This is a genomic window from Bacillus glycinifermentans (genome assembly GCF_001042475.2).
GTDB classification, from domain to species: Bacteria; Bacillota; Bacilli; order Bacillales; family Bacillaceae; genus Bacillus; species Bacillus glycinifermentans.
Genome location: NZ_LECW02000045.1, coordinates 541,805 through 561,077, shown reverse-complemented (window position 1 = coordinate 561,077; position 19,273 = coordinate 541,805). Strand labels below are relative to the sequence as shown.

The 19,273-nt window shown below is 45.0% G+C and carries 15 protein-coding genes; 3 read left to right on the top strand and 12 right to left on the bottom strand.

What is annotated here, in order from left to right:
* Window positions 1-2: 2 nt before the first annotated feature.
* The 4 genes from rfbA to tagD form a co-directional block, all read right to left on the bottom strand.
* Window positions 3-890 (bottom strand): glucose-1-phosphate thymidylyltransferase RfbA, encoded by an 888-nt coding sequence (gene rfbA, locus AB447_RS22100; RefSeq protein WP_048356064.1) that lies wholly within the window; start codon window positions 888-890, stop codon window positions 3-5.
* Window positions 891-1,462: 572 nt separating this feature from the next.
* Window positions 1,463-3,595 carry a CDP-glycerol glycerophosphotransferase family protein gene (locus AB447_RS22095; RefSeq protein WP_048356063.1) on the bottom strand — a complete coding sequence of 711 codons (2,133 nt, stop codon included), beginning with the start codon at window positions 3,593-3,595 and terminating at the stop codon, window positions 1,463-1,465.
* Window positions 3,596-3,643: 48 nt separating this feature from the next.
* Window positions 3,644-5,185: a glycosyltransferase family 2 protein gene (locus AB447_RS22090; protein WP_048356062.1), complete on the bottom strand. Its 1,542-nt coding sequence runs from the start codon at window positions 5,183-5,185 to the stop codon at window positions 3,644-3,646.
* Between the two features lie 126 nt (window positions 5,186-5,311).
* Window positions 5,312-5,701, bottom strand: a complete 390-nt coding sequence (gene tagD / locus AB447_RS22085) for a glycerol-3-phosphate cytidylyltransferase (RefSeq protein WP_023857183.1) — start codon at window positions 5,699-5,701, stop codon at window positions 5,312-5,314.
* A 405-nt stretch (window positions 5,702-6,106) separates the two neighbouring features.
* Between tagD and AB447_RS22080 the strand changes: the two genes are divergently transcribed.
* Together AB447_RS22080 and AB447_RS22075 are read left to right on the top strand one after the other, a co-directional pair.
* A complete protein-coding gene (locus AB447_RS22080; RefSeq protein ID WP_048356067.1) occupies window positions 6,107-6,886 on the top strand; it encodes a WecB/TagA/CpsF family glycosyltransferase in 780 nt (259 codons plus the stop codon).
* Window positions 6,887-6,905: 19 nt separating this feature from the next.
* A complete protein-coding gene (locus tag AB447_RS22075) occupies window positions 6,906-8,069 on the top strand; it encodes a CDP-glycerol--glycerophosphate glycerophosphotransferase (protein WP_048356061.1) in 1,164 nt (387 codons plus the stop codon).
* A 30-nt stretch (window positions 8,070-8,099) separates the two neighbouring features.
* On the opposite strand, the gene AB447_RS22070 is transcribed toward AB447_RS22075, so the two are convergent.
* The 8 genes from AB447_RS22070 to AB447_RS22035 all read right to left on the bottom strand — a co-directional run bounded on the left by AB447_RS22070 (window position 8,100) and on the right by AB447_RS22035 (window position 18,190).
* On the bottom strand, window positions 8,100-10,733 hold the full coding sequence (locus tag AB447_RS22070; RefSeq protein ID WP_053071244.1) for an N-acetylglucosaminidase: 2,634 nt from the start codon (window positions 10,731-10,733) through the stop codon (window positions 8,100-8,102).
* A gap of 125 nt (window positions 10,734-10,858) precedes the next feature.
* Entirely contained in the window at window positions 10,859-11,809 is a 951-nt protein-coding gene (gene manA, locus AB447_RS22065) for a mannose-6-phosphate isomerase, class I (protein WP_048356060.1), read from the bottom strand.
* A gap of 142 nt (window positions 11,810-11,951) precedes the next feature.
* Window positions 11,952-12,398: an anaerobic ribonucleoside-triphosphate reductase activating protein gene (gene nrdG, locus AB447_RS22060; RefSeq protein ID WP_046130110.1), complete on the bottom strand. Its 447-nt coding sequence runs from the start codon at window positions 12,396-12,398 to the stop codon at window positions 11,952-11,954.
* Window positions 12,395-14,263, bottom strand: coding sequence for an anaerobic ribonucleoside triphosphate reductase (locus AB447_RS22055; RefSeq protein WP_048356059.1), 1,869 nt, complete (start codon window positions 14,261-14,263; stop codon window positions 12,395-12,397). The genes nrdG and AB447_RS22055 overlap by 4 nt, the downstream gene beginning before the upstream one ends.
* A 175-nt stretch (window positions 14,264-14,438) precedes the next feature.
* Window positions 14,439-15,422 carry a 2-keto-3-deoxygluconate transporter gene (gene kdgT / locus AB447_RS22050; RefSeq protein WP_057957751.1) on the bottom strand — a complete coding sequence of 328 codons (984 nt, stop codon included), beginning with the start codon at window positions 15,420-15,422 and terminating at the stop codon, window positions 14,439-14,441.
* 75 nt (window positions 15,423-15,497) lie between these two features.
* A complete protein-coding gene (locus AB447_RS22045) occupies window positions 15,498-16,109 on the bottom strand; it encodes a bifunctional 4-hydroxy-2-oxoglutarate aldolase/2-dehydro-3-deoxy-phosphogluconate aldolase (protein WP_048354044.1) in 612 nt (203 codons plus the stop codon).
* A gap of 5 nt (window positions 16,110-16,114) precedes the next feature.
* The gene (locus tag AB447_RS22040; RefSeq protein ID WP_048354045.1) at window positions 16,115-17,077 is read right to left on the bottom strand and encodes a sugar kinase; all 963 of its coding nucleotides are present in this window, start codon (window positions 17,075-17,077) and stop codon (window positions 16,115-16,117) included.
* A 90-nt stretch (window positions 17,078-17,167) separates the two neighbouring features.
* Window positions 17,168-18,190 carry a LacI family DNA-binding transcriptional regulator gene (locus AB447_RS22035; RefSeq protein ID WP_057957750.1) on the bottom strand — a complete coding sequence of 341 codons (1,023 nt, stop codon included), beginning with the start codon at window positions 18,188-18,190 and terminating at the stop codon, window positions 17,168-17,170.
* Window positions 18,191-18,442: 252 nt separating this feature from the next.
* Here AB447_RS22035 and kduI point away from each other — a divergent pair, with 252 nt between their 5' ends.
* Window positions 18,443-19,270 carry a 5-dehydro-4-deoxy-D-glucuronate isomerase gene (gene kduI / locus AB447_RS22030; protein WP_048354046.1) on the top strand — a complete coding sequence of 276 codons (828 nt, stop codon included), beginning with the start codon at window positions 18,443-18,445 and terminating at the stop codon, window positions 19,268-19,270.
* Window positions 19,271-19,273: the final 3 nt, after the last annotated feature.

The following is a 19,273-nucleotide window of genomic DNA, read 5'->3' as shown; positions in this document are numbered from 1 at the left end:
CCTCAGACTAATTCCATACTTTCTGTGTTTTCTAAAATTTTCAATAAGTATTTGCCGTATTCTGTTTTGCTTAACGGTTCAGCCAGGCTTCTTAATTTGCCGGCACTTATATAGCCCTTCCTATATGCAATTTCTTCAAGAGAAGCGATATAAAGCCCTTGCCTATTCTGAACAGCTTCGACATAGTTGCTGGCTTCGAGCAAACTTTTATGTGTTCCCGTATCCAGCCATGCCATCCCTCTGCCTATAAGCTGAACTTTCAATTTGCCCTTGTTTAAATACGCTTCATTGACAGAACTAATCTCCAATTCTCCTCTGGCAGACGGCTGAATGCTTTTAGCTATTTCAATTACGTCATTATCGTAAAAATATAAGCCTGGAACTGCATAATTTGACTTCGGGAATTCAGGCTTTTCTTCAATTCCAAGCACATTCCCGCTGCTGTCAAACTCCACTACCCCATACTCACTTGGATTTTTTACATAATAGCCGAAAATCAGGGCTCCTTCTTTTAATGTAAGAGCTCTTTCCAAAATCTCTGTAAAGCCTTGTCCATAAAAGATATTATCACCTAAGACAAGAGCTACATTATCATCGCCGATAAAATCTTCCCCTATGATAAACGCATCGGCAAGTCCCCGGGGATGATCCTGTACTGCATAACTAAATTTAATTCCCAGATCGTCACCATTCCCAAGCAAAGTTTTAAAGTAAGGCATATCTCTTGACGTTGAAATTATCAATATTTCCGTAATTCCGCTTAACATTAAAACAGAGATAGGATAATAGATCATCGGCTTATCATATACAGGAACCAATTGTTTGGAAACTCCTCTTGTTATCGGATAAAGTCTGGATCCTGTTCCTCCCGCCAGCACAATCCCTTTCATTTGCAACCTCCTGAATTTTTTGTAATATTTTAAAATTTTGAATACGCGAAAAAAGAAGCAACGCATTATCACTTCTTCCGACTGTCCTCATGAGTTTTATGATCCGCTTCCTAAAAATCACATTCCAAATCCTGCACTGCATTTTTTTCGCAAATTTTTGCCATGGAGGCTAACACCGCCTGCATTGCAGTGTTTGATTTACGCTTAAGCGATAGTGACTTTCTCGAGGATTTATTCAAAAGGGATGAAGAAAATAATGCTTAAATAGGTCTCTAATGTATCTAATCAACTTCTCTAAACTTATAGAACTAAGACAAAAGTAGTTGAAAACCTTTACAAACTAGTAACATTAAGTAATGATAACACATATATACAAGGATGTTAAGTTCTTAATAGAGAATTTGACACAGTTAAACCTCTTAAAACTAAGTCTTAAGACCTAATATAATCAAACGGTCTTTTCTGCGAAGATAGACATTTGGCTGTTTTAAAAGGATCAGAACAGCTTCATCCATATAAAAAAACCCGAATTAGGACTTTTTACTTGTCCCATTCGGGTTTTTCATGAAAAATTACTCAAAAACCTTCTTCACAACTCGCTCAGACGATTTTCCCGTCTCCAGATAACAGAACTTCTCATAGAAAGGCTCGAATATATCCGGCAGGCGGTAGTCCGGCGATTCCGTTTCCCTGATTTTTTTGATGACTTCGTCCGTCGTTTTGACGAGCGGGCCCGGAGCTTCTTTTTCGAAGTCAAAGTAGAAGCCGCGCAGCTTGTCGCGATACGTCTCAATGTCTGGAACAAAGAAAATCATCGGCCGCTTCAAATTCGCAAAATCGAAGAAGACGGAAGAGTAATCCGTGATCAGCAAATCGGATACCATATAAAGCTCGCGGATGTCCTCATATGAAGAGAAGTCGTATGCAAACCCTTGGTATGGCTCAAGGTCGAAGTTTTCAGCCACCAAGTAGTGCATCCTGAGGACGATCACATAGTCATCGCCGATTTCCTCCCTCATTTTCGCCAAATCCAAATCAAGGTCAAATTTGTATTTTCCCTTTTTATAAAACTGATCATCCCGCCATGTCGGCGCATAAATGATTACTTTTTTGTCAGCCGGCAGCTTCATTTTCTCTTTTAATGCGCGAACCGTTTCGGCATTGTTGTCCGTATGGAGAAAATCGTTTCTCGGATAGCCGGATTCGATCATCGTTTTATTGAATTGGAATGCACGGGCAAAGATCTCGGTTGAGTATGCGTTCGGCGAGATCAGATAATCCCATTTTGACGCTTCCATCGTGAAATTCTTTTTGTATTTTTCCGTGTTGGTTCCGGGCATGTGCACTTCATCCATATCGACGGCAAGGCGTTTTAGCGGCGTGCCGTGCCATGTTTGAAGATATGTCGTGTGCTCCGGCTTTGGAATCCATAAAGGCATTCGGCTGTTTACAACCCAATATTCGGCTCTTGCCATGGCAAACAGCCACTTCAGGGTAAACCTTTTGATGTAAGGAATGCCTTTTTCCTCAAAGATATCCGTATAATCCGGATTTACGCTCCAATACATGTCGTAATCCGGTTTGTTTTCTTTCATATATTCGTAAATCGCCCGTGGATTACAACTGTACTGCTTTCCGGCGAAGCTTTCAAAAATGACGGTCTTCTTTTTAACCGGCAGCTTTGCAGCCAGTCCGAAGGTGAAATAATATACCTTTTTCACGCCTCTGTCTATTTTCTTCTTCAGTTTATTCTTTCTCCTGCGGAAAAAGGAAACAGCTCTGTTCTTTTTCCCGACCACAAAATAAACAGCCCTTGTTTTAAATGTGTAATCATTCATTCTTAAGCGCATCATTCTCTTTTTCTTTTGCGGATAGACATGAAAACGCGCCGGGCCTTTTTCCGTTTCGAGAACCGTAAATTGGCTATTTTGCGGATTCGCTTTATTTTTCAGCATTAACGCTTTGCTTCGTTTAACGACTTCTTCGCCTGTTTCGGGATCCTTGCCTATAAATTCGATATGAAACTGAAACATGGCAGGCATAACATTTTCTTCGTAAAGCTTTTTAAGACCGATTTGCACGGTAAAACCGGCGTTTTTGCCTTCTTCTAAAGGAAATTGGAAAAGCCTTTTTTCCTCTGAATCCGAGATTTCATTTAACACAAGCCGTCTTTGCTTGACGTCGAAGCCTTCACTGTCAAGCAAAAAAGCATATCCCTTAAGCGTCAATTCACCTTCAGGATTTAATTCGACACGCTCAACTTCAGCAACGGCTTTTTTCGTCAGAACCTTCAAAGAAAAGTTTCCTTTTTTGGTCGTATACGGAAGGAAGAAAACTCCTGCTTCCTCATCCCGCTTCCAGGAAAGTTCAATCGGCTGAAACTCTGTCTTCATTCTTTTCTTCAGAAGGACGTTTTCAGTCATGTCATCGGTCATCCGATATGTCGCATAGAAATCAACACACCCCGTCCCTCTGACATGGTTTGAAAGGTCCCCCAAATTGATGACTGTCTTGTATCGCTGTTCTTCCGATCCCCCAACTTTTTCGCAGGGGAACGGCAGCTCTTCCTTTGATTTCCGATTGACTGCCAGCAGACCAATTTCTTCAGCAGACGCTGAGCTTTCAAAAGAGAAAACGAGGTGGACCTGCCAATCTTTCATTTTTAGATCGATTAAATTGCATTTTATTGCAACTGCATTAACCATAAAATAAGTCTACTCCTCTTTTATCAAATCCAATTAGCAGAACGTTTTTCACTTTATTTTCAAAGAAATATTGCCTTTTACGGTTTTATAAAAAATGTACGATTTTTGATTGATGTCTTTCTCAGATTTAACATCTGTATCCTTTATTAAATTAATTCTTTCATAATCATTATACACAAGATACATGACATATCCACCTGCGCGCAGGTCAGCCAGTTGTTGAAGGGTCAGCTTCAGGCTGTAGGAACCGTCAGCTTCGGCACTCACGTTGAAATCATGATCAATATTGGCTTTTTCCCTATGCTGAAACTGTATCCCGTTTATATTGACTCTTTGTTTGCCATAAGCGGAAAAATTCATGACAAATACATCATCGATAAATTCGTGGCTGTTTACCTCTGCATACAGCGGTATTTCGATCAGTTTATATGCTTCATCTTTTAAAGGGCCTTCATAGTAAGCTGTATCACCTTTAATGACGATTTTTTTATTAGGCTCCTTTTTCGACCAGCGGAATAATTGTTCGATCTCGTCATACCGTTTCTCTTTCAATAGATCAAAGGCGATTTTATGCATCGGCTTGAAAAACGTTTCGGAAATATCGTATTTTGTTTTCTTTAAGATCCCCAGAATTTCTTTGAACTTTTCATAATACTCTTCTTTGCTTTCGCTCTTTAAGAAATGGTGCCTGTCAAAAAGACGGGTAATGGCATCGAATTCGACCAGGCGGTTAATAGCCATTTTCTCTATATCTTTGTCCAGTTTTTTACTTAAAACGTATTTCATGACGGCTATGTTTGAATCTGTTTTTTCTATAATGTTTGTCTGTTTCGTCAGTGAACCGTTATTTTCATCCAACCGGTTCAGATAGTAGACAGGATCTGTTGTGGTTGAAATTTCACTGCAATTAAATAAAACATCCATGAAAAACTGCTTGTCCTCCGCAAATTTCATTTCAGGAAACCTGATCTTGTTTTCCTTGATAAAATCGAGGCGCATCATTCTCGCGCGCGGGCCAAGATGATAAAAAATGTGCCGAATCGAAAGCGGAGAAACATTCAGTCTTTTCTTCACAGATTCATATTTGCCGATTATTTTTTGACCGCCTGCTTCAACCTGAATGGTTTTCCCTACCGCGTAGTTGACTTGACTCTCTTCTAGTATTTTATATAAACTTAGAATTCCATTCGGGGCAAACCAGTCGTCTGCATCAAGAAACGTGATGTATTTCGCATTCGCCAATTCGATTCCCAGGTTTCTCGGGTGAGCCGGCGTTCCGGTATTGGTTTCTAAAAGAACGACCGTAATGTTTTCATAAAGGTCTGCATATTCGTTCAGGATTTCCCTTGAACGATCTGTTGAACAGTCATCAACCAAGATTAAAGATATACGATGAAAACCGAAATTTTGTCTGATTACCGAGTCTACCGTTTCTTTGAGATACTTTTCCGCATTGTAGACGGGAACGACTACTGCCACTTCTTTTTTCTCTTCTAAAGCTTCTCTATTTAATACTTGAAAACCATGTTTTTGAAGGATATCTTCCTCTTTTTCAGTTCGTTTAAAGTTAAATAAACGATTTATATTCATTTATTTTCTCCTCTATCCATAGGAATTTGTGCAATACAAATATAGCTAAACAAGCTCAAAATTACAAGAAGTACTTTTCCTTTTTCAGGAAAAGTACTTCTTTAAAGAACTCTATTTCTCTTTCCATTACAGGCCGGCGATTTCCTCTTTGATCTTTGTCGTCGAAATTCCTTCTGTTCTTGGCAGATAGACGACCTCACAGTGTTCTTTTAAGAAATCAAATTTTCCTTCCCAGTCATCCCCCATGACAAAAACGTCAATATCATGGTCGATAACATCCTGGACTTTCTGATCCCAGCTTTTTTCCGGGATGACTTCATCGACGTAGCGGATGGTTTCCAGGATGAGTTTGCGGTGCTCATAGCTATGGTAAGCTTTTTTCTGTTTTTGAAGGTTGAACTCGTCCGTAGAAATCGCTACGACAAGATAATCGCCCAACTGTTTGGCGCGTTCCAATAATTTGATATGTCCCCAATGCAATAAATCGAATGTTCCGTATGTGATGACTTTCTTCATGTTAAATGTACTCTCCTTCCTAATCTATAACGTTCAAAAACCACTATGATTAACTTTCCGAAATTTCTCTATCCGAAAAACACGTATACTCTTCACTAAAAAAGACAATTTTTCCGCATGTCTTCACTGATCATTTATTATAGCACATTGCATATTAAACGTTAAGCATTGTAAATGGCAAATAAAATTCCAAATTTTGTTTTAAGATTTGTCCCGTTTCGCCTGATGTCTGAAGACAGCGTAAAAAATCTTAATCTGCTGTAAAGATATTGTTAAGCTTTTATGAATCATCTATGTTAAAATATACGTTAGACCGATGGAATTTTTGGGCTGGTTGTTTTTCTTAGACATTTTCATTTCGTTTAAATATAAATTGGACTTTTATATCGGAAGGAGGAGATGATGTTGCAAACGGAGCGAATTTATAACCTGTCATATGTAAACGCCGATTTATCCGGCTTTTTGCATCATCTTGAGAAGTCATACATTAATCAGCGGGTCGGTGCTTATATCGCCACCGTCAACCCTGAAATCGGATATGCAGCTGCAAAAGACAGCAGCTACTGCGACGTTTTGTCAGCAGCGGATTTTATACTGCCCGACGGCATCGGCGTCGTGATGATGTCAAAGCTGACGAATAACCGGTTAAAATCAAGAATTGCGGGCTATGATGTGTTTGTCAACCTGCTGAAGATCGCCAACGATAAACAGAAAAGAATCTTTTTATACGGTGCGAAGAAAGAGGTTAATCAAGCCGTCGTCGACCGCATCTCTTCTGAATACCCGGGCATCAGCATTGTCGGATATTCAGACGGCTATGCACAGGACAAAGAAGCGGTGGCCAAACGCATCGCGAAGGCCAAACCTGACATGGTGTTCGTAGCTCTTGGCTACCCGCATCAGGAAAGGTTTATTTATGAATATAAGCATCTGTTTCCGCAGGCCATTGCAATCGGGCTTGGCGGAAGCTTCGACGTTTTCAGCGGCACGGTAAAACGCGCGCCGAACTTCCTGATTCGCTTGAACCTTGAATGGCTGTACCGTCTTTTGACAAACCCTTCAAGATGGAAACGGATGCTCAATATCCCGAAATATGCTTTTACTGTTCTGAAGGAGGAAAAGGTTCAAAAACAGAGCTATTATCCTGAACAGGTGAAAGAGCGGTCAAAACAAATCGATGCATAGAAAGAGATTAGGCTGAATCATGAATATACGATCTTTGCTCGCCATGTTTTATTCCGGCTTCCTTTCGGTGATCAGCTTTATGCTGACATGGGTGAAGCCCCGAAACAGAGCCGTTCTTCTCGTTTCCTTCCAGGATAACGCAAGAGCGCTCCTAAATGAATATGAGGACTCAGGCCGTCCGTTTGAATTGGAAGTGCTGTATACCCGGCATGCGGTTTCCCTTGCTAATGGATACCCGTCTGTTTCATCATGCGTTATCAATGAAAAAAATCCTTTTCATTTGATGCGGGCCGTTTACAGCATGTTCAAAAGCAAATGCGTGATTACGGATAATTATTTTTTGCTGACGAGCGTGCTTCGCAAACGGCCGCAGACGAAATGCATCCAGATTTGGCATGCGAACGGCGCGCTGAAGAAGTTCGGCCTTGAGGATATCGGAAATCGCCGCAGAACGCCCGCAGATATGAAGAGGTTTAAAAAAGTATACGCCTCATTTGACTATATCGCTGTCGGATCGGAAAAGATGGCGGACATTTTCAAGCGCTCATTCGGTGTAAAGGATGAGCAGATATTGCGGACAGGCGTTCCCCTGACTGATCAGTATTTTAAAGATGAGACACGCCCTTTGGAAACTTCGGGCCAAAAGGTCATCCTTTATGCGCCGACGTACAGAGACTATAATATGACAAGCGTGAAACTCCCTTTTTCAAAAGAGCACCTCTCTGAAGAATTAAAGGGAGAATTTTTGCTTTGGGTTAAGCTGCACCCGGCCGTTCGCAATCATGTCGGACTTGAGGAATATGAAGGCATGATCAAGGACGTTTCAGATCTTCCATTAAAGGATCTTCTGCATGCAAGCGACGTGCTGATATCGGATTATTCCTCGATCCCTTTCGAATACGCCCTGCTGGATAAACCGATGCTGTTTTACACGTATGATCTTAAAGAGTACGATAAAAAACGCGGACTGATTGACGGCTATGAAGCGGTGATCCCGGGGAAAGCCTGTCTTACCCGCGGCATGCTTCTTGAAGAACTAAAGAACATTCACCATGTGCATGAAGAGATTAAACGATTTTCTTATGAATGGAATGAGTATTCACATGGCGATGCCAGCAGGAAGCTGCTCGAGTTTATCGAACAACAGATGCTTGAAGGCAAAAAAAGACCGGCCTGTTCCTAATGGATCAGGACCGGTCTTTTTTGTGCCAGCCTATCGATAAACCGGCACATCATAATACAGCGTATAATCATCAAGCAATGTATAAAGACTGTACATTCTGGTGACCTGCTTGGAAGCCCAGCCGACGTCTGTCGCATATTGATGCAGGGCGTTCGGCGACCATCTCATTTTATAGAGCGTGTCTTGCTCGTAGGCCGGATTGTGAATATACGATTGGCCGATAAATTTGGCTCCTCCGATAATAGCGGCTTCCGGGGTGAACCAGCCTTGTTCATAGGCGTATTTTGCGCCGTAGTAGAGCGGGTTGCTGTCGTACGCTCCGACGCCGTACATATTGTAGACCTTCTTGCCGTTGAATGTCGTTCCTTTTGCCAATTGCGAGGTGCCGTTCCCTGTTTCAAGGAGGGAGTGTGAGATGAGATACAGTTCGTTGATGCTGTATGTTCTCGCGGCACCGATGAATGATTGGCCTTTTCCTGCTAAAATCCCTTTATTATAAAGGATTTTGGAATTGACTTCTGCAGCGTTCAAACCGGCTGTTTTCGACAGCTTTAAAAATTGGAAGTATGCCGAACTGTCTTGTGTGAAATTGTCCGGATTGACGTATTTCTCGACTTCTTCCCTGCTGGCGTTTCTCCAGTTCATCCGGATTTTCCCCCAGCCGTTTTCTTGTGAGATGATGTTGACCTTATCGCCTTTTTCAAGCTGGCCGATGATATTTCCGCTTGTGACGCGGGGGCTTGATCTGACATTGAGAACATCCGCAGTCACAGTTTGGTTCGCGGTATTGATGTATGTTAATGAAACATATGCCGCGGCATCCGTTTGCGGGCTGACTTTCATCTGTTTGTCAATCATCTGGCTCAGCGTGATTCCGTAATCGGTCGTCATCAATTGCGGGCCGTCTTTGATTTTTACGATATTTGCCGTCCAGCCGTAATTCTTTTTGATTACGCCGGCGGCGGCTTGTGCTCGGTCTTTGCCCGTGAATTGTTTGTTAATAATGACATTGTACAGGCTTGTCGTTTTCGTGCTGTAAGAGGCGCTGACAGCGTTCTTTTTGAAAAAATTCATGCCTTTGTCAAGGCTTGATTTGCTCGTGATCCGGCTTGCGGTAATCTTGTACTGTCTGTAGCCGTATTTCCCTGTTTGCCGGATGGTGCCCGCGATATTTTTCTTGCTGTAAAACTTAAGGGCCTGGTTCAGCTTGTCCTGACCGATGACGGCTTCTGACATCAGCTTGTATTGGCTGTAGACCTGTCCTGTTTTTTCCGAAACTGCTTTGATGCCGTTCGTTTGGAAAAAGCGGAGCGCTTTTGCTATTTTTTCTTGTTCGAATACGGCTTCAGATGTCAGTCTGTATTGGCTGTAGATTTTCTTTCCCGTTTGAGCTGCTGTTCCCGGAGCGCCGTTTTCGCTAAAGAAATCAAGCCCTTTTTTCATTTGGCTTTGCGAGGCTGTTTCGGCTGAGACGATCCGGTAGCGGCTCGTCGTTTTGGTTCCGTTTTTTTGAACGGAGGCCTGTACCTTTTTGCCTTTAAAGAAGTTGACGCCCGCGGCTGCTTTACTTTGTGCTGCAACCTGGGATGAGACGATCTGGAAAGCTGCTTGCTTTGTTCCCGCTTTTGAGGACGTGTAGCGCCACGTTTTCTTTTTGAAAAAAGCTTTTATTTTGTTGAGCTGCTGACCGTTCACGTTTTTCATGCTGACGATCCAGTACCTCGTTTTTTTCACCCGTTCAATGCTTGAGGAAACGCCTGTGCCGTTTTTAATCTGCGCGGCAGCATTTTTGGCGCTTTTTTCACCGTTGAAATATCCCGATACTGCATTGTACAGCTGCTCGGGCCTGCCGGCTGCTTCGTAGGAACCTTTAATTTTCACCTGTTGTTCAAACTGCTTCAGCAGGTTTTTGGCGTTTGCTTCGCCCTGTATGGCGCCTGTTACGACTTTATATTGAACTTCCTGTTTTTTAACAGTCTGAAGCGATCCTTTCAGAGCGGTCTCTTTTCCAAATTGCGACAGCAGCGTTTTCGCTTTGCTTTCCCCGCTTATTTCCCCGGAGGTCAGCTTTACCATGTTCTGCCCCGCTCCGTACGGGACGTATGTCCCCTTTAGTCCTGTCTCTTTTTCAAAACGCGACAACAGGGACTTTGTTTGGCTTTCACCTTTGACTGGATCAGAGACGATCTTGACGTAAGGCGTTTGTTTCCCGGATGATGCATAGGATGCGTTCAGACCGGTTTCTTTTTCAAATTGGAGAGCGAGCTCCTTCGCCTTTGTTTCTCCTGAAAATTCCTTGGATACGGCTTGTACAAAAGGTTCCTGCTTTCCAACAGGTGCGTATATCCCCTTCAGGCCTGTTGTTTTCCCGAATTGAAGAAGCAGGTCTTTCGTTTTGGCTTCTCCTTCGATGCCGCCCGTTGCCAGTTCATATGTCGTGCCGTTTTTTCCGGATTCTTTTGTACCGGCTTTCCACCCCGTATCTTTTGTTAGTTTTTCGGCTGCTTTTACGGCCTCGGTTTTACTGCTGAACTCTTTAGGTGTTTCAATTTTGTATACGGAAGTATCCGTATATGCTGCAAATGCAGGGTTCGCTGTAAATCCCGCCTGGATAATCAGCAGACCGGCAGCGAAAAAAGCGGCTTTCTTGATGTTTTTGTTCACGTATCCTTTCCCCCTACCCGAGACTCTTAAAATATGAAACTCGCTTTCTTTTTTTATCGTCATCCCGAAACGATTTTTTCACAATAAAAAAAGCTTAGGCGCCTTTTTGGCAGCCTAAGCTTTTTCTAAATGTGTGAAACAATCAATTCGCACGATCCTTCTATGGTAAAATCGTTTGTCTCAGCCGGCAGGATAAAGTTTGTTCCTTTTTTTATACCGTACGCTTCACCGTCCTGAATCAGTTTAGCGTCTCCTTTAATGACGCTGCACAGGAAGAAAGGGTGATCCTGCGTCAGTTCGGCGCATCCGTCAATCTCCCATTTGTATACTGAAAAATACTCCGCTTCTACAAACGTTTTAATCGTGATTCCTTTTTGGGTTTCCGTCGACTCGTCGGTATATCCGTCAACATGCGGCACGGTTGTGACATCGATCGCCTGTGCAAGATGGAGTTCGCTCTTTTCTCCGTTTCTCTCTGTCCGGTCATCATCATAGACGCGGTACGCCGCTTCGGAGTTTTGTCCGGTTTCAAGCGCAAGCGTGCCTTCGCAAAGGGCATGGATCGTTCCGCTCGGCACGTAATAAAAATCGCCCGGTTTGATTTTGATCCGTCTCAGGCAGGTTTCCCAATCGCCGCTATGGAACATCGTGACAAGCTCCGTCCGCGTTCTGGCGGTGTGACCGTATACAATCTCGGCATTCTCTTTGCATTCGATGATATACCAGCATTTCGCCTTTCCCGGTTCATCGTTTTCATGTTCTGCTGCTTCATGATCATCGGGATGAACCTGCACCGGCATGTTTTGACTGGCATCAAGAATTTTTGTCAGCAGCGGAAAACGGTCGCCTTCCGTTCCGCCGAACAGTTCGCGGTGCTCGTCCCAAAGCTGGGCGAGCGTTTTTCCTTGATAAGGCCCAGAGGTCGCCACATTCGCTCTGCCCGGTCGGGCGGATACGGCCCAGCATTCACCTGTTAGATCAGAAGGGATGTCATAGCTGAAATGTTCCCTTAAACTTGTCCCTCCCCATATCCTTTCTGTGAATTCAGGCTGTAAAAATATCGGTGATTGCGTCATGCAGCCTTCTCCTCCCTTTGTCGTCTCTATCGCCAAAAATAAAACGCTTTCTTTTTTGTCTTACCCCTTTTCATATTCATTATGACGCTATTATAAAAGAAGTCAATCCCGGACTTATTCCAAAAGCCCGGGATTTTCTCCTTCATGACAGTTTGATGATTCTTTGATTTGAACTGCCTCTGTAGAGCAATGTCAAATCTCTCTTTTTGATCTCGAACGGCCCGTCCACAAGCACATCGCAATATTCCAAAAGCGCGCTGTGTTTGTCGTTGTTTAAAATCTGTTCGTACGTGTAGCCGCTGTACAGCCAAATATCTTTTTCAGAGTTCCGTTTAATTTTCTTGGATAATTCGATCAGCTCAGCTGTGTGCAAGAGCGGTTCTCCGCCGGAATAGGTCACGTTTGTCAAAGGATTGGTCATAATTTCCTCAAATACTTCGTCAATGGTCATGTCAAATCCGTTGTTGATGTTCCAGCTTTGTTTATTGTGGCAGCCTTCACACATGTGCGGGCAGCCCGCCAAAAATACAACGGTTCTCAAACCTTCTCCGTCTACGATGCTGTCATGGATAATGTTCATCACTTTCATTGGTGCTTCACTCTGTCCTTTTCTTCTTGTCTTTTAGCTGAATTCCATTTTGACATGTCTCCGACCAAATAGCCGGTAATCCTTCTGATTCTCTCAATTAAAGCTTCATCGCTGTTTTTGCATTGCGGGCATTCGTTGTCAATGATGCCGGTGAACCCGCACGCTTTGCAGTGGTCGACCGGATGGTTGATGGAAGCGTAGCCCATGCCTTCCCGGCGCATCGCACCTACGATCGTATCCATCGCCTGAACGTTTTTCTTCGGATCTCCGTCGAGTTCGATATAGCTGATGTGCCCGCCGTTGCACATCATGTGGAAAGGCGCTTCTTTTCTGATCTTTTCGATCGCCGTCAGCTTATAGTGAACAGGAATATGAAACGAGTTGGTATAGTACACCCGGTCTGTTACATTTTTGATGGATCCGAATTGGATTCTGTCTTTTTTGACGAATTTTCCTGATAGCCCTTCGGCAGGGGTCGCGATCAGCGAAAAGTTAAGCTTGTGCTTCTCCGTTGCTTCATCAGCCTTGTCCCTCATAAATTGAACGATTCTTTTGCCTAATTCGAACGCCTCATCACTCTCTCCGTGATGTTTGCCCGTCAAGGCGGTCAAAGCCTCAGCCAGTCCGATAAATCCGATGCTGAGCGTGCCGTGCTTGAGCACGTCTTCAAGCGTGTCATCCGGCCCCAGCCTTTCGCTTTCATGCCAGATGCCTTGCGAATACAGAAATTTAAAATCCTTCGCTCGTTTTTTGCATTGAAAAGCGTACCTTTCCAGCAATTGCTGAATGGTTAAATCGAGATAGCGGCTCAAGCTTTCGAAAAACTGCTCGACGCTTTCACTCAGCAGGGCAATTTTCACAATGTTGATTGAGGTAAATGACAGATTTCCCCTGCCGATGCTGTTTTCTTTCCCATTGATGTTGGACATGACGCGGGTTCTGCATCCCATATAGGCAATTTCGCTTTCAGGCGTTCCGTCATAAAACGGTTCGTTCACTGGAGAATCGATAAAGCTGAAGTTGGGAAACAGCCGTTCGGCGCTTGTTTCCAAAGCGAGCCGGTACAAATCGTAGTTTTGATCTGTCTCGTGAACATTGATTCCTTCTTTCATCTTGAAAATTTGAATCGGAAATATAGGCGTCTCACCCTTGCCGAGTCCGGCTTTTGTCGCCTTAAGAATATTCTTGACCAGCATGCGGCCTTCCTTCGATGTGTCAGTTCCGTAATTAATCGAGACGAAAGGAACTTGTCCGCCCCCTCTCGAATGCATGCTGTTGGCATTATGTATGAACGCTTCACAGGCCTGGTACGTGGCATTGTCCGTTTCCTGCCAGGCGATTGCCGTGATCTCCTCTTCGGTTAATGCTGCCGGATACCCTTTGAGCCTGTTTACGTGTTTTTCAAACGTTTTGCGGACGTAAGGCGCCAAGTCATAGTCAAACATCGGAAACGACTGGCCGCCATGCTGCATATTTTGGTTGGATTGAAAAATGATCGAAGCCAAAGACAGCGCGCTCATGATGTCTTTCGGTTCCCTGAGTGAGCCGTGGCCCGTATGAAACCCGCCGTTCAGAAGCTGTCCCAAAGGGATCTGGCAGCAGGTCGTCGTTCCGCTGGCCATAAAATCCAAATCGTGCGGATATAGAAAATTGTCATCGACTGCTTCTTTAATTTCCGGCGCCATCAAATAATGAAGCGCATAGTGCCTTGCGCTCTCTGACGCAAATCGGCTCATCTGCCCCATCGGCGAACGGCCGTCGACATTTGCGTTTTCCTGCATAATATCGTGATTTCCATAGCCTACAATATCATGAAATGTTTCCGTTAATTGCACTAACCCTTGCTCTTTATCGCCAGGTGTCATCGTTCCCTCTCCTATCAAACAGCATATATTGTGTTTCTTTTAAACAAAAACACTACATATTGATGTTAGCACAAATTTCATTCTTTAATTTTGGCAATTTCGTGACGTTCCCCGAAAAGGCCGAAAAAAAAGCGCTGCAGAACGAAATGTTCCGCGGCGCTTTCAGCCGGACGATTTATTTATAGTCAATGGTGATCTGTTTTGGAGGTTTTCTTTGTTTGACCCGTTTTTCGATCCAAATCGTTGCAAGCGGCGTCAGAAGGGAGGTGACGATGACGCTTGTCGCGATGATCGCCGTAGCCGACTCAGCCACCGGAGCGAAGACCGGGTTTGCATCTGCTAAGGCATATGGAACGGCGACTGCCGCACCTGCCGTTGATGATGCCGCCACTCCGGCTACGCCGTCTCCCCTGGCGATGAAACGGTCGAGCAAATAAAGAGAGGCTCCGGACAGGATAACGACTGACACGCCGACAACAATGCCTAAGAATCCGGATTTGATAAGCATTCTAAAGTCGAGCGTATTTCCCAGCGAAAATGCAAAAAACGGAATGATCGCCGGAACGACTTTGCTGAATAAATCGCGCAGCTCATGGTCAAGATTCCCGAGTATGCAGCCGATCAAAAACGGAATGACGGTGGCGGCGAGCGTCTCCCACGGAAATGCCGCGAGACCCGTGACGCCGAACGTGACCATCGTCATAAACGGTCCCGACTCCGTGCTGATAAAGGCAAAAGCCCCGGCGTCTTCCTTGCGGCCTAAATGGTTCATCAGCGCCAAATACAGTCCGCCGTTCGTTTCATTCATGACCGCTACAATTGTAAGTACGGACAAGCCCGCAAAAAATCCCGATTGAATCCCTTCGTCAGGAATGAACTGTGCGGCGATCAATCCCAGTAAAGCGGCAAAGCCCACCTTGCCAATCAAGAGGGTCAACCCTTTTCTGGCGATATAGCCGGAAGAACGGAAATCGATGGTTGCCCCCACGCAAAAAATAAATACCCCTAAAATCGGCAGCGTTCCTGTAATCAAGGCACCTGTAAATCCCCCGAAAAAATCTGCCGTGCCCGGAGCAAACGTATTCAGCGCCGCCCCCAAAAACAGCGGAATAATCATCATGCCCCCCGGCACGCGTTCAATCGTTGCTTTAATTTTCATCATTTTTGCTCCCATCTCAGTTAATGACAAAACAAAGCTATTGATCTTGAATCATGATGACGCTGCGGCATATCGTTATTTCTGTTTGGTCCTATTAAAAATGCGCTGAAGGTCTTCTTCTGACGCTTTATTAAGCTGACTTCCAACCCCTACGGCCAGCGCTCCGGCATCAAGCCATTTTTCGACATCGCCCGGATGAATGCCGCCGGTCGGAATAAAACAAATATCCGGGAAGGGGCCGGCGAGATTTTTCATATAGGAGACGCCGGATGTGCCGCCGGGAAACAGCTTTAAAATGCGAAACCCCTTTGATACCGCTTCCATAATTTCACTCGGCGTGATGACTCCAGGGATAAAAAACGTATGCAATGAGGCAATATCATCGGCCAGCTCTCCTGAAAACCCGGGGCTGACGATAAACTGTGCCCCTGCATCCGCGGCTTCCCGCGCCTGTTCTGCGTTGATGACCGTACCTGCTCCTACAAGAAGGCCGTCGATTTTGGCGAACTTTTCGATCAATTTGGACGCTCCCGGAGTCGTGTATGTGACTTCAATCGCAGTGATGCCTTTGTCAATGAGGCGATGAATGACAACTTCGGCAGCCTTCGCATCCTTGGCGCGAATCACCGCAATCAGACCGGCATCTGCAAGCTGTTCCTGCGTTTTTTCGATCATGGACATTTCCATCAAAGTCAACCTCCTATTTTTTGATTTTCCATATCTGTCAAAAACCCGTTCAACCGTTCTCTTGACGGGAGACCATCCATATCCCCCGGGGCCATGACGGCCAGCGCTCCAATGGCATTCGCTCTCTGTACTGCTTCCTCGATTGGGAGCCGGTCCAAAAGACCGCTGATGATGCCGACAGCAAAACCGTCACCCGCACCAACGGTGTCTACCACTCGATCAACTTCAAATCCCGGTACATAGCCGCTTTTTTCTTCCGTCCGGTAATAGGCCCCTTCTTTACCGAGCTTAATGACTGTAAGCCCGACTCCCTGATCCAAATAGAATTCCGCGATTTCTTCGGGTGTGCTCAGACCGGTGAGAAGCTTTCCCTCGCTGATTCCGGGAAGGAACCAATCGGCCATGGCGGCGATCTCATTGATTGTATGAATCATCGTCTCCTGATCAGGCCAAAGCTGGAAGCGGAGATTCGGATCAAACGAAATGGTTTTCCCCTCTTGCTTCATGTGTTCGACGGCATGGTATGTGAATTCACTCATATCCTTTGACAATGCCGGCGGTATGCCTGTGATGTGCATATGCTTCGCCTGTTTAAAATAGTCTCCGGGGTAGTCGAAAACGCTCATCGTGCTTGCGGCAGATCCTTTTCGGTAATACGTCACATCGGGATCACCGCTTACAACTTTAGACTTGAGCAGTATCCCCGTCTGTCTTTCCGCCATGCGTTTGACTTCTGAGATGTCGACCCGCTCTTTTGTCAATTCGTTTAAAATGAAGGTTCCGAGCGAATCATCGCCGACCTTGCTCATCCAGCCTACCCGGAAGCCTAAACGTGCGAGTCCGACGGCGACATTTGTCTCGGCTCCGGCGAGCGCCTTTGAAAATGATGAAGCTTCATAGAGTTCCCCCGCTTCGTTTGCATAAAACATCGTCATCGATTCGCCGAACGTGATAATATCAATTGTCATCTTTCCCCTCCTCCTTCAAAATGGTACCGGTTTCAAATCCGGGCAAAAAAACACTCTCCCCTGAATACCAGGAGGCATGAGTGCTTTTTGCTACAGCGAATGCCTCAGAACCAATTCCGCCTCGAGCTGGATCGTTTGCGGAGCGCTTTCGTCTCCTTCAAGGCGTTTGACGATCCTCTCCATTGCGACCTTTCCCATTTCGTGCGACGGCTGGGCAATGGTCGTGATCCCGGGCCCGATTAATCTGTACCATTCGGTGTCGTCAAATCCGGCAATGCCGACATCTTCGGGTATCGCTGCACCGATTTCATAAAGGCAGCTGATGATTTTCAGCATCAGAAGGCCGTTGTTTCCGAGAATCGCTTTTTTGCCTCGATCACCGCCTGACGCCAAAAAACTTTTGACAGACTGCAATAGAGCCGCTTTATCTTTTACGTCAACTTCATATATTTGAGGGATGCGCCCCGCATTTCTCTCAAGGGCAATTTCGGTGTAGGCGGAAGCCCTTTCTTCCCTCGGACTGATTCCCGTAATCGGTTCTGTAAACAGGCCGACATGGCTGTATCCTTTGTCATACATAAGATTGACGATTTGACTGGTGACTTCGCGGTTATTGGTCGTAACCGCATCAAGCTTAAGCCCTGGTACTTTCCGATCGACGAGCACGATGGAAACATCCTGGCTGATCAAATCCATGAGGACATCGTTGTTTTGGCCGGTTGTGTTGATAATCAATCCTTCAATGTAATGGGCGTTCAGCTTGTGCAGCATTTCCCTTTCCTTCTCAGGGCTGTTATCCGTGTTGCAGACCATGATGCTGTACCCGTGCTGATCGCAGACCTCTTCCACTCCCCTCAAGGTTGCGACGGAAAACGGGTTTGTAATATCGGCTACTAAAAAACCGATAAGCTTGCTCTTTTTCACCTTCAGGCCTTGCGCCATCTGGCTTGGGCGATAATTCAGCTCCTCGATCGCTTTTTTGATGCTTTTGACTTTTCCCGGCGATATCGCATCGATTTTGCCGTTGATGTACCGGGAAACCGTTGATTTCGATACGCCTGCATGTGCTGCTACTTCGTTGATCGTTGCTTTTGATGTTTGTTTATCCTTCATTCAAGTACTCCTATGCGCCTTAAATTTGAAACCGATTTCAAAAACTTTATACAATCAGCATACCATATTCTCAAAAATTTGGAATCACTTTTTTTAGATTTCAAGATTTGGTGTGATCATTTTTAGAAAAAAGCGAAAACTTTGTTGACGATTTCCATTATTTACTTTACAATTTGTGTTTGAAACCGTTACCAAAAACTTTTCTGCTTCATTCAAGTCAAACCAAAACGTCCAATCCAAGGAGGAGAACGTATGGAAAATCGCTATTCTGTTCATCCTGAACAGGCAAAACGCTTCACGACCGCAGAGCTTCGCGAGCATTTTTTAATAGAGTCATTGTTTGTGGAAAATCAAGTGAATATGTTTTATTCGCATGAAGACAGGGTGGTAATCGGCGGGGCCGTTCCGGTCAAGGAGCCGCTTAAGCTCGATGCGTTCGATTTTTTGAAAACGGATTATTTCCTCGAACGGCGCGAGATCGGGATCGTGAACGTCGGACAGGCGGGCGCCGTTAAGGTTGACGGTGAAGAGCACGTTTTGGGGCATAAAGATTTTCTGTATATCGGACTCGGAAACAAAGACGTTTACTTCTCAAGCTTGAATGAAGGCGGTGCCAAATTTTATTTCGTTTCGGCAACGGCGCATCAGCATTATCCGGTGCAAAAGGCAGTGCTTTCCGAGCTTCCGTATGATCACCTTGGGGATGAGGCGTCTTCGAATGTCCGCAACCTTTATAAAGTGATCCATGCAGACGGGATCAAAAGCTGTCAGCTCATGATGGGCATTACGTTCCTTGAACAAAACAATACGTGGAATACAATGCCGGCCCATGTGCATGACCGCCGGATGGAAGTTTATCTTTACCTTGACCTTGACGAGGATGAGAGAGTGTTTCATTTCATGGGCGAACCGACGGAAACGCGCCACCTCGTCGTCGGCAATGAGCAGGCCGTTATTTCTCCCGCCTGGTCGATTCATTCAGGGTCCGGAACATCGAACTACTGCTTTATTTGGGCGATGGCCGGTGAAAATTATACATTTAAGGACATGGATGCTGTCCCGATGAATGTCATTCGGTAAAGG